We start from the raw sequence: 13,558 nt of genomic DNA, 5'->3' as shown, positions 1-13,558 counted from the left end.
GCCGTTACGGCTCGGCGCGAGCCGGGCGAGACTACTCGGGGCGGACCAACGGGAAGAGGATCGTTTCCCGAATTCCAAGCCCGGTCAGGGCCATCAACAGCCGGTCGATTCCCATTCCCATACCGCCGGCCGGCGGCATTCCATACTCCATCGCCCGAAGAAAGTCCTCGTCGAGACGCATCGCCTCGTCGTCGCCACGGGCCGCCAACTGCGCCTGGGCCACCAGCCGCTCGCGCTGCACGACCGGGTCGACCAGCTCGGAGTACGCCGTGCCCAGCTCGAAGCCGAGCACGTAGAGGTCCCACTTCTCGGCCAGACCCGGCTCGGTGCGGTGTGCGCGGGTGAGCGGGCTGGTCTCCTCCGGGTAGTCCCGCACGAAGGTGGGCGCCTGGAGGCCGGGAACGACCAGTTCCTCGAACAGTTCCTCGGCCAGCTTGCCCGGACCCCACTTCGGGTCCACGGCCAATCCCACCTTGTCCGCGTACTCCACGAGGCGGGAACGGTCGGTGCGGACCGTGACCTCCTCACCCAGCGCTTCGGAAAGAACACCGAACAGCGTCACGGATCGCCACTCGCCGCCCAGGTCGAACTCTCGGCCGTCAGCGTGGGTCACCACCATCGAGCCGCTGACGGCGACCGCTGCCTGTTGCACGAGATTGCGGGTCAACTCGGCCATGGTGTCGTAGTCGCCGTAGGCCTGGTACGTCTCCAGCATCGCGAACTCCGGTGAGTGCGAAGAGTCGACGCCCTCATTACGGAAGTTGCGGTTGATCTCGAAGACGCGGTCGACGCCACCAACGACGGCGCGCTTGAGAAACAGTTCCGGAGCGATTCGCAGATACAGATCGGTGCTCAACGCATTGCTGTGGGTCACGAACGGTCGGGCCGCCGCACCACCGTGCAGCAGTTGCAACATCGGCGTTTCCACCTCGATGAAGCCCTGTCCGTGCAGTGAATCGCGCAGACTACGTACGGCGGCAGCCCGGGTACGGACCATCTCCCGTGCCTGTGGCCGGACGATCAGGTCGACGTAACGCTGCCGGACGCGCGCCTCCTCGGAGAGCGGCTTGTGCGCCACGGGCAGCGGGCGCAGCGCCTTCGCGGTCATCTCCCACTGCTGCGCCAGCACCGACAGCTCACCGCGGCGGCTCGTGATCACCTCGCCGGTGACGCCGACGTGGTCACCGAGGTCGACCAGGCGCTTCCACGACTCCAAACGCTCCGGCCCGACCCGGTCCAGGGAGAGCATCGCCTGCAACTCGGTGCCGTCGCCGTCCCGGAGGGTCGCGAAGCAGAGCTTGCCGGTGTTGCGCACGAAGATCACCCGACCGGTGACCGCGACCTGGTCACCGGTCGCGGTGTCGGTCGGCAGGTCGGCGTAACGCTCCCGGACCTGCGCCAGGGTGGTCGTGCGGGGGAAACCGACCGGGTAGGGCTCGACGCCCTCGGCGAGCATCCGGTCCCGCTTCTCCCGGCGGACCTTCATCTGCTCGGGAAGGTCGTCTGCGGGGTCCACTGGCACGGGGTTCTGCTCGCTCACGGCACGCTTCCTCGTCACGGGAGATACAGGGGTCAGGCCCGAGCGTACTCAAGCCCTCAGGGGGTCGTTAACGGATAACGTGCCCGGCATGGCGGATCACACTCACGCTCTCTCATTCGGCGCGGCGGCAGCGGACTACGACCGGTTTCGACCCCGTTATCCGGAGCCAGCCGTGCGGTGGGCGCTGGACGGGTTGGGGAGGTCCGCCGACGTCATCGACCTGGGCGCGGGCACCGGCATCCTCACCCGCGGGGTGCTCGCCCTGGGCCACGACGTGACCCCCGTGGAACCGGACCCCGACATGCGCGCCCAACTGGCAGCCGCCACCCCGGGGCGCACGGCGCTGGCCGGCGACGCGGAGTCTCTGCCCCTGCCCGACGGAGTCGCGGACGCGGTGGTGGTGGGGCAGGCGTACCACTGGTTCGACCGGGAGCTGGCGCACCCCGAGATCGCCCGGGTGCTGCGGCCCGGTGGGACGTTCGCCCCGATCTGGAACATCCGGGACGAGCAGGTCGACTGGGTCGCCGAGCTGGGTCGGATCGCGCACCTGGGGGACAACGCCGGCAACGTGACCGAGAAGTACACCGACTTCGGCCCGGCGTTCGAGCCGATCGAGCTCGGCGAGTTCACCCACCACACCACGCTCACGCCGGACGAGATCGTCGCGATGCTGCACACCCGCTCGTACTGGCTCACCGCCACGGCCGAACGGCGGGCGACGATCGACCGGGAGCTGCGGAATCTCCTGGCCACCCACCCCGACCTGACCGGCCGGGAGACCGTCGAGCTGCCGTACCGCACGATCGTCCTACGGGCCCGACGGCGCTGACACCCCGCGCGACCACCGCCGCCGGAGACGGCCGGGTCACCGGTTGCGTTCGTAGACCATCCGCAGGCCGATCAACGTGATCATCGGCTCGTGGTGGGTGATGCTCCGGCACTCGTTGATCACCAGGGAGGCGAGGCCACCGGTGGCGATCACCGCCCGCACCTCGCCCAGCTCCTCGGTCATCCGCTCGACGATCCGGTCCACCTGGCCGGCGAAGCCGAAGTACAGGCCGGCCTGGAGACACTCCACGGTGTTCTTGCCGATCACCGAGCGGGGCTTGGTGGCCTCGACCTTGCGCAGCTGCGCGGCCCGGGCCGCCAACGCGTCGAACGAGATCTCGATGCCCGGGGCGAACGCCCCGCCGAGGAACTCACCGCGCTCGCTGATCACGTCGAAGTTGGTGGTGGTGCCGAAGTCCACCACGATCGACGGCCCGCCGTAGAGGGTGTACGCGGCCAGGGTGTTCACCACCCGGTCGGCGCCCACCTCCTTCGGGTTGTCGATCGCCAACTGCACCCCGGTCCGTACCCCGGGCTCGACCACCACACTCGGCAGGTCGGCGTAGTAGCGGCTCAGCATGGTGCGCAGCGACCGCAGCGCCGCCGGGACCGTGGAGCAGGCGGCCACACCGGTGATCTCGACGTTGTCCCCGGCGAGCAGGCCCCGGAACATCAGGCCCAGCTCGTCCGCCGTCGAGCGGGCGTCGGTCTTGATCCGCCAGGAGTGCACCAGCTTGTCGCCGTCGAAGGTCGCCAGCACGGTGTTGGTGTTTCCGATGTCGATGCAGAGCAGCACGCACGCAGCCTAGACAACTAGTCCGCGCGCAGGTCCAGCGCGATGTCCAGGATCGGTGACGAGTGGGTCAACGCGCCCACCGAGAGGAAGTCGACACCGGTCGCCGCGTACCGGCCCGCCACCTCCAGGGTCAGCCCACCGGTCGCCTCCAACTCGGCCCGGTCGCCCACCGCGGCCACCGCCTCGGCCAGCACCTCGGGCGTCATGTTGTCGCAGAGCAGGAAGTCCGCCCCGGCCTCCACCGCCTCCACCGCCTCGTCGACAGTGGTCACCTCGACCTGCACCGGCACCTCCGGGAACGCCTCCCGGACCCGTCGGTAGGCCGCCGTGATGCTCCCGGCCGCCAGCTTGTGGTTGTCCTTGATCATGGCCACGTCGTAGAGGCCCATCCGCTTGTTGGTGCCCCCACCAGCCCGCACCGCGTACTTCTCCAGCGCCCGCAGGCCCGGCGTCGTCTTACGGGTGTCCAGCACCATCGCCTTCGTGCCGGCCAGGGCGTCCGCCCAGGCGCGGGTGTGCGTCGCCACCCCGGACATCCGGCAGAGCAGGTTGAGCGCCGTCCGCTCGGCGGTCAGCAGCAGCCGGGTCGGGCCGGTCACCGTGGCCAGCACGTCGCCGCGGGCCACCCGCTCGCCGTCGCGGGCCGACACCGACACCTCGACGGTACGACCGAAGCCCGTCACCTCGCCCACCAGCTCGAACACGGCTGCGGCCACGGCCATCCCGGCCAGCACCCCGTCCGCGCGGGCCACCAGATCGGCGGTGTCGGTCTGCCCCGCCCCGATGGTGGCCACGCTGGTGACGTCGAGGAAATCCGGACCCAGGTCCTCGACCAGCGCGGTCTCGATCACCCGCCGCACCTGGGCCGGATCCAGGCCGGCCGCACGCAACGCCGTCTCCGTCGACTCCGTCAGTGCCGTCTCCGTTCGCGACTGCGGGGCTCGCAACACCGGCTCACTCCTCGCGCTCACTGTGCCGTCTCCGTTCGCGACTGCGGGGCTCGCAACACCGGCTCACTCCTCGCGCTCACTGTGAACTCCCCTCCCACTGTTGCGTCACCCGGCCCTGCGCCCCGACCGACCCGACCAGGTGGCCCAGCCACCGCTCGTCGGCCGTCGGGAAGTCCTCCCGCCAGTGGCAGCCCCGGGTCTCATCGCGTGCGTACGCGGCAGCCACCAGCGTCGACGCCACGGTGAGCAGATTCGTGGCCTCCCAGTCGGCGGTCCGCGGCCGGCCCCGGGCCACGCCCAGCTCGGTGAGCGTTCCGGCCGTCTCGGCCAGCGTCACCGCGGACCGGAGCACCCCGGCGCCTCGGGTCATCGACCGTTGCAGGGTCGGCGTCACCTCGGCCGGCAGCACCCAACCCACACCGCCACGCCAGGCACCGGTGTCCGCCGGCTGCACCTGCTCGGGCAGGCCGGCGGCGATGTCCTCGGCGATCCGCCGGGAGAAGACCAAGCCCTCCAGCAGGGAGTTGCTGGCCAGCCGGTTCGCACCGTGCACTCCCGTGCAGGCCACCTCTCCGCATGCGTACAGGCCGGGGATGGAGGTGCGACCACGCAGGTCGGTGCGGACACCGCCGGAGGCGTAGTGGGCGGCAGGCGCGACCGGGATCAGGTCGGTCGCCGGGTCCACCCCGATCGCCAGACAGGACGCCACGATGGTGGGGAACCGCCCGGCCAGGAAGTCCCCGCCCAGATGCCGCGCGTCGAGGAAGACGTGGTCCGCGCCGGACGCCAGCAACACCCGGTGGATGCCCTTGGCCACCACGTCCCGGGGTGCCAGTTCGGCCAACTCGTGCTGGCCGACCATGAACCGCTTGCCGTCGGAGTCCACCAGGTACGCGCCCTCGCCACGCAGCGCCTCGGAGACCAACGGCTGCTGCGCGTGCCCAGCCCCGGGCACCCCCGCGCCGGACGGGGTGATCAGGGCGGTCGGGTGGAACTGGACGAACTCCACGTCGGTCACCGCCGCGCCGGCCCGCATCGCCAGCGCCACCCCGTCCCCCGTGGAGACCGCCGGGTTGGTGGTGGCCGAGAAGATCTGCCCCATTCCACCGGTGGCGAGCACCACCGCCCGGGCCAGCAACGCGCCGACGCCGTCCTCGCTGCCCTCGCCGAGCACGTGCAGGGTGATCCCGCAGGCCGGGCCGAGGCCGTCCGGGCCGTCACCCGGCGCACGCAGCAGGTCCAGAACCAGAGCGTGCTCGAACAACCGGATCCACGGGTCGCGCTGCACCGCGGCGTGCAGAGCCCGCTGCACCTCCGCGCCGGTCGCGTCCCCACCCGCGTGCACGATCCGGTCCGCCCGGTGCCCGCCCTCGCGGGTCAGCATCAGGGAGCCGTCCGGGTGGCGATCGAACTCGGCGCCGACGCGGATCAGCTCGCGCAGCCGGGTCGGCCCCTCCTCGACCAGCACCCGGACCGCCGCCGGGTCGCAGAGCCCGACCCCGGCGATCTCGGTGTCCCGGGCGTGCGCCGCCGGGGTGTCCGTCGGGTCGAGCACGGCGGCGATGCCGCCCTGCGCCCACCTGGTCGAGCCGTCGTCGATATTGACCTTGGTGACCACCGTGACGTGCAGGCCCGCCTCGCGCAGGTGCAGCGCCGCTGTCAGCCCGGCCACCCCGGAACCCACCACGATCACATCGGTGGTCTCCACCCAACCGGGCGCGGGCGCGGCCAGCAACGCGGGCAGGGCCGGCAGGTCGACGGTCGGAACGTCCATCCTCCCAGTCAACCCGAACCATCCTCGCCCGGGGCGGCGGGGGCGGGACGAGTGTTTTCGGCTACCCCGTCCGGCGCCGTCCGCGACGCGCCGGCCGGGGACTCACGGTCACTTCGTCCGGACCGGAAGGCCAGCCGGGCCCGCGCCCTTCAGCGAGGCGGTCACCGTACGGTCGCTGAGCCACAGGTAGCAGCGCACACCCCGGTCACCGACCTTCCAGCGCCCCGCACCCGGTGGACGGACCACCACACCACTACGAAAGCGCAGGTCGGCGTCGTCCGGCACGCCCACGTACCGGCTGAGGGCGTTGCGGCAGCCGGTGTAGAGGGGAGCCCAGTCGGCGTCCCGGGTCGGATACGCCGTGTCCGGCGCGAGCCACACCCCGACGAACTCGGCATCGTGCTGTCGAGCGCACTCCACCGGCACCAGCGTCTGGACACTCCGGCCGGCCGCCACCTGGGTCTGCTGGCAGCCGAGCCGCAGCCCGGAGGGCCCCTTCAACGCGTCCCGCAGGCTCCCGGAGCGGACGACCACGGTGGCTCCCGCCTCGGTCGTGCTCAACTCGGTCAGGTCACACCGGAACCAACGGGAACCCGCACCCCAGCCCGGCCCGGAGGGCAGCGCCACGGACAGCCGTAGCCGACCGGCCCGCCAGTCGTCGCCCACGTAACCGGTCGCCCGGGTGTCACACTCGGCGAACGCACCCCGTAGCTCGGTCGAGCCGCCCGCCGGGGCACTGGCCCGTTCGACCGGGAACGCCCCCACGTGCACGGTCTCCACCCGGTGCGGGCCGGCGCACTCCACCGGCTCGTAGCTGGCCAGGGTGACCACCTCGGCGAAGTCGGCGGCCTGGCACACGCCGGCGGACGGGGTGAACGCCGACGGTGGCGGCAGGGCCGCCCAGTCGTCGGTCAGGTCACCGTCCAGGCCACCGGAACCGGCGCAGCCGACCAGCAACAACGCTGCCCCGAAAGCGGCGATCAGGGTCGTCATGGCACGGCGCATCGCGGCCTCCCCCAGCCACCGACCGGCTTACGCCAGTACCCCAGGGTAACCGCACATGACCTTCCGGTGACAGACCGGAATCGCCTCGCAGGGGATCAGACAGCGGACACGGCCAACGGACTCGGCACCGGGTCACCGGCCATACCGGGTACCACCGCAGCGGCGTCCGCACCCAACTCGATCACCCGGTTGTCGGCGTCCACGTGCACCACCCGTGGCCGGTACGACCGGGCCTCGGCGTCGTCCATCTGCCCGTACGAGATGAGGATGACCAGGTCACCGGGGTGCACCAGATGCGCGGCGGCACCGTTGATGCCGATCACGCCGCTGCCCCGCTCGCCCGGGATCACGTACGTCTCCAGCCGGGCGCCGTTGGTGATGTCCACGATCGCCACCTGCTCGCCGGGGAGCAGGTCGGCGGCGTCGAGCAGATCCTCGTCCACTGTCACCGAACCGACATAGTGTAGGTCGGCCTGGGTCACCGTGGCTCGGTGGATCTTCGACTTGAGCATGGTCCGCAACATCGGGGTGGCCTTTCACAAGGTTGGTGGAGGTCGGTGCGGCCGGTTCAGGGACGCGGGGCGAGGTGGACGGCCGCGTTGTCGATCAACCGGGTGGCACCCACCCAGGCGGCGATCACCAGTCGGGCCGGCCCGGACACCGGCCCCGGCTCCAACTCGGGGTCGGTGAGCACCAGGTAGTCGAGGCGGGCGCCGGGCGTACCGGCACCGAACGCGGCGTGCGCGGCGGTCAGCACCGCCCCCGCGTCGCGGCCGTCGTCGGCGGCCCGCGCACCGGCCCGCAGCGCGGCGGACAGGCTCAGCGCGGCGGCCCGCTCCGGCTCGCTCAGGTAGCGGTTACGGCTCGACAACGCCAGCCCGTCCGACTCCCGGACGGTCGGCACGCCGACCACCTCCACCGGCACGTCCAGGTCCCGGGTCATCCGCCGGACCAGGGTCAGCTGCTGGTAGTCCTTCTCGCCGAAGAACGCCAGGTCCGGCTGGGTGAGCTGGAGCAGCTTCAACACCACTGTGAGTACGCCGTGGAAGAAGCCGGGGCGACTCGCGCCCTCCAGCTCCGCGCCGAGCGGGCCCGGGTCGAGGCGTACGCGGGGCTGGCCGTCCGGATACATGTCGGCCACCGACGGGGCGAAGACCAGGTCCGCCCCCGCCCGCCGGCACACCTCCAGATCCGCGTCGAGGGTGCGCGGGTAACGGTCGAAGTCCTCGTTCGGCCCGAACTGCAACGGGTTCACGAAGATCGTCACCAGCACGTGGTCGGCCTGTTCCCGGGCCGCGCGCAGCAACGTCTCGTGCCCGGAGTGCAGCGCGCCCATGGTCATCACCACCCCGACCGTGCCCTTCAGCCCGGCCCGGGCCTCGGCCAACTCGGCGCGCGTGTGCACGAGCTGCGTCATGCGGCCACCTCCCGACCCGTGTCGGCGAGCACGCCGAGCAGCGACTGCGCGTCCACCGGCCGCAACCGGCCGGCAGCGATCGCCCGGTCGGCGGTACGCCGGGCCAACGCAAGATACGCGGGGACGGATTCCGGGGCGGTGGCCGCCAGCCGGGCCAGATGCCGCTGCACGGTGCCCGCGTCGCCCCGGGACACCGGGCCGGTCAGCGCGTCGTCGCCGAGTCGCAGGGCGTTCTCCAGGGCGGCCCGCAGCAGCGGGGCGAGCACCTTCTCCGGCCGGTCCACCCCCGCGTCGCGCAGCCGGTCGGTCGCCTCGTTCACCAGGGTCACCAGGTGGTTCGCGCCGTGCGCCAGCGCCGCGTGGTACAGCGGGCGGTCCCCCTCGGCCACCCACTCGGGCACACCGCCGAGGTCGGCGACCAGTCTGGCGGCCAGTGGACGCAGCTGGGCCGGAGCGGTCACCCCGTACGAGATGCCGGCCAGCCGGGCCAGGTCGTCCGGCGTACCGGTGAAGGTCATCGCGGGGTGCAGGGCGAGCGGTCGGGCGCCCACCTCGGTGGCCGGTGCCAGCACGGCGAGGCCGTGCGCGCCGGAGGTGTGCGCGACCACCTGGCCGGGGCGCAGCGCACCCCGATCGGCGAGGTCGGCCACCACAGCGGCCAACGCGTCGTCCGGCACCGCGATCAACAGCAGGTCGGCGGCGGCGTGCGCCACGGCGGCGACCGGACGGCGTGGCACCTCGGGCAGCAGCAGAGCCAGCCGGGCACGGCTCGCTCCGGAGCCGCCGGCGACAGCGACCACCCGGTGCCCGGCGGTGGCGAGTGCGGCACCCAGCACGGCTCCGACCCGACCGGCGCCGATGACACCGACGGTCAGCAGGCGGGGGGCGACGGAGGCGCCGAGAACGGCGCGATCCCGCGGTGCGGCGGGCCCGTGCGGGGCGGCCGGACGCGGGCGCAGCGGTGCGCTCATGACGACGATCCAGTCCTCGAGAAGGGGTACCGGTCGATCGCAAGTATGCGCCCGGCCCGCCGAACCAGGACAAGCATGTGTGAAAACCTTCACCACCGAAGTAAGGGTCCCCTGCTAACGCATCGGGATGCACAAGGGACCCCTACTAACAGGTGACATACACCGTTTACGTACCTGTGGGGTGTTTCGACTGTCCGGCGACCCGTTTCCGTAGGGTCGGCACGGTGACGCATGCTGACCTGATGTCGATCCAGTGGCGGGACGCGATGAGCCGGGCCCTCTACGGGCCGGACGGCTTCTTCGTCGCCGGCACCGGGCCAGCCGACCATTTCCGAACCAGCGTGCACGCCTCCCCGAGCTTCGCCAGCGCCCTGCTCCGCCTTCTGACACAGGTCGACGCGGCCCTCGGCCACCCTCCTCGTCTCGATGTCGTCGACGTCGGCGCGGGGAGGGGGGAGCTGCTGCGGGCTCTCGTCGGGCTTGCGGTGGGGGTTTCCGGGGCGTCCGCGCGTCCCTTGGGGGACGAGCCGTCGTCCGGCACGGTCCGTCCGTCGCTCGCGGAACGTGTGCGGTTCACAGCGGTCGAGTACGCCCATCGCCCCGAGAACCTGCCCGAAGAGATCAACTGGGCGTCCGAGATCCCCTCCGAGATCACCGGACTGCTGATCGCCACCGAGTGGCTGGACAACGTCCCACTCGACGCGGCCGTCCACACCGAAGACGGATGGCGATACCTGCTGGTCGACCCCGACACCGGCACGGAGACGATCGGCGAGCTGGTCAGCCCCGCTGATCTTGAGTGGCTGACCAAGTGGTGGCCCAGCCCCGAAGCCTCGCCCACTACGAACGGTGCCCCGAGTCCGGAGGTGACCTGGGCCGACGCGACAAGCGGGAGCGAGTCGGGTTTCGGGGCAGCCCGGCTGGCGGAGGGATCAAGCCTGACCGCCCGGAGCCGGCCGGGCTGCCCCGAAACCCCCCACAGCAACCACACACGAGCCGAGATCGGCCGGACCAGGGACGAAGCCTGGGCACACGCGGTGGGGAAGATCAGCCGAGGGCTGGCGGTGGCAGTGGACTACGGGCACCTGCGGGAAAGTCGGCCTGTCGACGGGACGTTGACCGGGTACCGGGGTGGGCGGCAGGTGCCTCCGGTGCCCGACGGGTCGAGTGACGTGACCGCGCACGTGGCCATGGACTCGGTCGCCTCCGCCGGTGCGGCGGTCGCCCGGTGCGCGTACTCCCTGGTCTCGCAGCGGGAGGCGCTGCGGGCGCTCGGGGCCGACGGCGGGCGACCGCCGCTCAGCCTGGCCGGCACCGACCCGGCCGGCTACGTGCGGGCGTTGGCCGCCGCGTCGGCGGTGGCCGAGCTGACCGACCCGGCCGGGCTCGGCGGGCACTGGTGGTTGCGCCAACCGGTCGGCATCCCGCTCGGCCCGGCCGTGGCACGATGACGGGCATGACCACCGACGCCGGGGACCTTCGTGAACTGACCGTCGGCACCGGGGCCGGGCTGATCGCCGGCACCGATGATCAGCAGCTCGGCACCGACATGGTGCTGAACATCGGCCCGCAGCACCCCTCGACGCACGGCGTGCTGCGGTTGAAGCTGGTGCTCGACGGCGAACGGGTGGTCGCCTGCGAACCGATCGTCGGCTACATGCACCGCGGCGCGGAGAAGCTGTTCGAGGTGCGCGACTACCGGCAGATCATCGTGTTGGCCAACCGGCACGACTGGCTCTCGGCGTTCTCCAACGAGCTGGGCGTGGTGCTCGCGGTGGAACGCCTGATGGGCATGGAGGTGCCGGAGCGGGCCACCTGGCTACGGATGGCCCTCGCGGAGCTGAACCGGGTGCTCAACCACCTGATGTTCCTCGGCTCGTACCCGTTGGAGATCGGGGCGATCACGCCGATCTTCTACGCCTTCCGGGAGCGGGAGACCATCCAGGCGGTGATGGAGGAGGTCTCCGGCGGCCGGATCCACTACATGTTCAACCGGGTGGGCGGCCTCAAGGAGGAGGTGCCGTACGGGTGGACCGGCCGGGCCCGCGCGGCGATCGGTGAGGTACGTCGGCGGTTGCCCGACCTGGACCACCTGATCCGGCGCAACGAGATCTTCCTGGCCCGCACCGTCGGCGTGGGCGTGCTGTCCGCCGCGGACGCGGCCGCGTTCGGCGCGTCCGGGCCGGTGGCCCGCGCCTCCGGGCTCGACCTGGACCTGCGCCGCGACGACCCCTACCTGGCCTACGACGAGCTGGACGTGCCGGTGGTCACCAAGACCGCCGGGGACTGCCACGCCCGCTTCGAGGTGCTGCTGGACCAGGTGTACGCGTCGCTGGACCTCGCCGGGCAGTGCCTGGACCGGGTGGACCAGCTGACCGGGCCGATCAACACCCGACTGCCGAAGGTGCTCAAGGCGCCGGAGGGGCACACCTACGCCTGGACGGAGAACCCGCTCGGCATCAACGGCTACTACCTGGTGTCCCGGGGTGAGAAGACGCCGTGGCGGTTGAAGCTGCGCACCGCCTCGTACGCGAACGTGCAGGCGTTGGCCACCCTGCTCCCCGGTTGCCTGGTCCCGGACCTGATCGCGATTCTCGGCTCGATGTTCTTCGTCGTCGGCGACATCGACAAGTGACACGAACCGGCTGACCGGTCAGCGCCAGCGGTCAGCGGGTGGGGTGCCGCCGGCACGCGGTACGTCGTCCTGCGGCGGGTAGCCGTAGCGCTCGTCGACCCGGCGGCGACCGGGCCGCTCCGGGGCGGGTTCCGCCTGGTGGCCGCGCTGGCGCGGTGGCCGCCACTCGTCCGGCACCGGGACGCCGCCCTCGGGCAGCGCCGGCCGGCCCGCCGGCTCGCCCCGCCAGCCACCGTCGCGGTCGTGTCGGCGCGCCGGCTCGTCCCGGTGGTACGCCTCGGGCTCCCCACGACGACGCGGCTCCTCGTGGCGGCGCGGCTCCTCATGACGGCGCGATTCCTCGTGGCGGCGCGGCTCCTCATGACGGACGGCGGCCCAGCGGTCGGCCATCCGGTATTCGGTGCCGCCGGCGTCGGCGTGCACCTCGGCTCGGCGTTCGCCGACCCGCAGCTCACGGCCGTTCTCGTCGTCACGGACGGCGGCCCACCGGTCACCAGCCCGCAACTGCGACCAGTACTCACCGGTGTCGTCGGCCCGCAGCGGTGGCCCGGGTTGCGGCGCGGCGGCGTTCGTCCGGTCAGGCTGCTCCGACCAACCGCGATCATCCGGGTTGTCCCACGAGCGCGAGGCGGGCCTCTCCGGCGTTCGGTGCGAACGGGCCGGGCCGGGCTCGTCGGCTTGGGCGTACGCGTCGCGCGGATCGGTCCACTCCGGCTCGTCAGGGCCGCCCGTCCAGCCCGACTCGTCCTCCTCGAACTCCGGCGTGTGCCGCTCGCCGCCCCGGCTCCACTCCTGTGCCGGCGGGGTCCACTGGCCGGCGTACCCGCCGCCGTAGCGCCCGGCTGGCTCGGGGCGCCCGCCGTCCACCACCGTGTGCCGGGTGGTGACGTGCACGGTCTCGGTGTGCCGCACGACGCCGGCTGGGCGGTGTACGGGTTCGGGACGGTCGTGTTCCCGGGGACGGGCCGAGCCGTACGCGGTGCCGGCCGACCGCTCCGCGCCGTACATCCCGGCGGCGGCCGGCGGTTCGGCGGCCTCCCGGGGGTACGCCGACTCGTCGTCGACCATCCGCTCGGAACGACCCCGTCGGGGCGCCTCGTCCGGGCCCGCGACCCGGGCGCGGCCGGCCGGCGCGTCGTGAGGTGCCTGGACCCGGCTGCGGGCCACCGGCACGTCGTCCATGGGCGGCTCACCGGCCGACACCCGCGCTCGCCCGGCACCCGCCGGCTCGCCTGCGGGGACGGCACCGGCGAGGGCGGCACCGCTTGCGTCGAGACGGCGGCGGACCGCGGCGATCCCCTCCTGAGCCCGGTGCGCCTGGTCGAGCGCCTGGTTACCACGTTGCGCGGCGGCCACGATCTCGGCGCGCAACTCCCGGCGGAGTTCCTCGATCTCGTCCAGCATCTCGTCGGCCCGCGCCGAGGCGTCCTCCGCGTCGGGGCGCAGCGCGATGGAGAGGCCGATCAGTACCACCGCGACGATGGCGAGCACCGCGGCGAAGCGCAGCGGGCCGTTGCCGTCGGCGACCAGCAGGATCAGTGCCGCCACCGGCGCCAGGGCCACGCCCGCCCAGAAGAGCATGGTCAGCAGCGGTGGTTGACGCCGGGCGTCAGAGGTGACCGGGGCTGGCATGGATGTGCAG

Annotated in this window: 12 protein-coding genes; 3 read left to right on the top strand and 9 right to left on the bottom strand. The window is 72.3% G+C overall.

Annotated features, from left to right (window positions below):
* Positions 1–31 precede the first annotated feature (31 nt).
* Complete coding sequence (gene lysS, locus ABGB10_RS18240; protein WP_347662038.1) at positions 32–1,540, bottom strand: lysine--tRNA ligase; 1,509 nt, start codon at positions 1,538–1,540, stop codon at positions 32–34.
* 88 nt (positions 1,541–1,628) lie between these two features.
* Between lysS and ABGB10_RS18235 the strand changes: the two genes are divergently transcribed.
* Positions 1,629–2,369: a class I SAM-dependent methyltransferase gene (locus tag ABGB10_RS18235; protein ID WP_347662037.1), complete on the top strand. Its 741-nt coding sequence runs from the start codon at positions 1,629–1,631 to the stop codon at positions 2,367–2,369.
* 36 nt (positions 2,370–2,405) lie between these two features.
* Here the strand turns inward: ABGB10_RS18235 and ABGB10_RS18230 are convergent, their stop codons facing one another.
* From ABGB10_RS18230 to ABGB10_RS18200, 7 genes are all read right to left on the bottom strand, one after another.
* The gene (locus ABGB10_RS18230; protein ID WP_145778613.1) at positions 2,406–3,164 is read right to left on the bottom strand and encodes a type III pantothenate kinase; all 759 of its coding nucleotides are present in this window, start codon (positions 3,162–3,164) and stop codon (positions 2,406–2,408) included.
* A gap of 17 nt (positions 3,165–3,181) precedes the next feature.
* A complete protein-coding gene (gene nadC / locus ABGB10_RS18225; RefSeq protein ID WP_347662185.1) occupies positions 3,182–4,078 on the bottom strand; it encodes a carboxylating nicotinate-nucleotide diphosphorylase in 897 nt (298 codons plus the stop codon).
* A gap of 112 nt (positions 4,079–4,190) precedes the next feature.
* Entirely contained in the window at positions 4,191–5,888 is a 1,698-nt protein-coding gene (locus tag ABGB10_RS18220) for an L-aspartate oxidase (RefSeq protein WP_347662036.1), read from the bottom strand.
* A gap of 108 nt (positions 5,889–5,996) precedes the next feature.
* Positions 5,997–6,893: a septum formation family protein gene (locus ABGB10_RS18215; protein WP_347662035.1), complete on the bottom strand. Its 897-nt coding sequence runs from the start codon at positions 6,891–6,893 to the stop codon at positions 5,997–5,999.
* Positions 6,894–6,988: 95 nt separating this feature from the next.
* Complete coding sequence (gene panD, locus ABGB10_RS18210; protein WP_347662034.1) at positions 6,989–7,417, bottom strand: aspartate 1-decarboxylase; 429 nt, start codon at positions 7,415–7,417, stop codon at positions 6,989–6,991.
* 44 nt (positions 7,418–7,461) lie between these two features.
* Complete coding sequence (gene panC / locus ABGB10_RS18205; protein WP_347662033.1) at positions 7,462–8,310, bottom strand: pantoate--beta-alanine ligase; 849 nt, start codon at positions 8,308–8,310, stop codon at positions 7,462–7,464.
* Positions 8,307–9,281: a Rossmann-like and DUF2520 domain-containing protein gene (locus tag ABGB10_RS18200; protein ID WP_347662032.1), complete on the bottom strand. Its 975-nt coding sequence runs from the start codon at positions 9,279–9,281 to the stop codon at positions 8,307–8,309. The genes panC and ABGB10_RS18200 overlap by 4 nt, the downstream gene beginning before the upstream one ends.
* Before the next feature lie 242 nt (positions 9,282–9,523).
* On the opposite strand from ABGB10_RS18200, the gene ABGB10_RS18195 reads away from it, so the two are divergent.
* Together ABGB10_RS18195 and ABGB10_RS18190 are read left to right on the top strand one after the other, a co-directional pair.
* Positions 9,524–10,732 carry an SAM-dependent methyltransferase gene (locus ABGB10_RS18195; RefSeq protein WP_347662184.1) on the top strand — a complete coding sequence of 403 codons (1,209 nt, stop codon included), beginning with the start codon at positions 9,524–9,526 and terminating at the stop codon, positions 10,730–10,732.
* On the top strand, positions 10,729–11,916 hold the full coding sequence (locus ABGB10_RS18190) for an NADH-quinone oxidoreductase subunit D (protein ID WP_347662031.1): 1,188 nt from the start codon (positions 10,729–10,731) through the stop codon (positions 11,914–11,916). The genes ABGB10_RS18195 and ABGB10_RS18190 overlap by 4 nt, the downstream gene beginning before the upstream one ends.
* An 18-nt stretch (positions 11,917–11,934) precedes the next feature.
* On the opposite strand, the gene ABGB10_RS18185 is transcribed toward ABGB10_RS18190, so the two are convergent.
* Positions 11,935–13,548, bottom strand: coding sequence for a hypothetical protein (locus tag ABGB10_RS18185; protein WP_347662030.1), 1,614 nt, complete (start codon positions 13,546–13,548; stop codon positions 11,935–11,937).
* Positions 13,549–13,558 lie beyond the last annotated feature (10 nt).

It is taken from the genome of Micromonospora sp. B9E7 (assembly GCF_039871815.1).
In the GTDB taxonomy this organism is placed as follows: Bacteria; Actinomycetota; Actinomycetes; order Mycobacteriales; family Micromonosporaceae; genus Micromonospora.
This window is presented reverse-complemented; position numbering and strand designations above follow the sequence as displayed.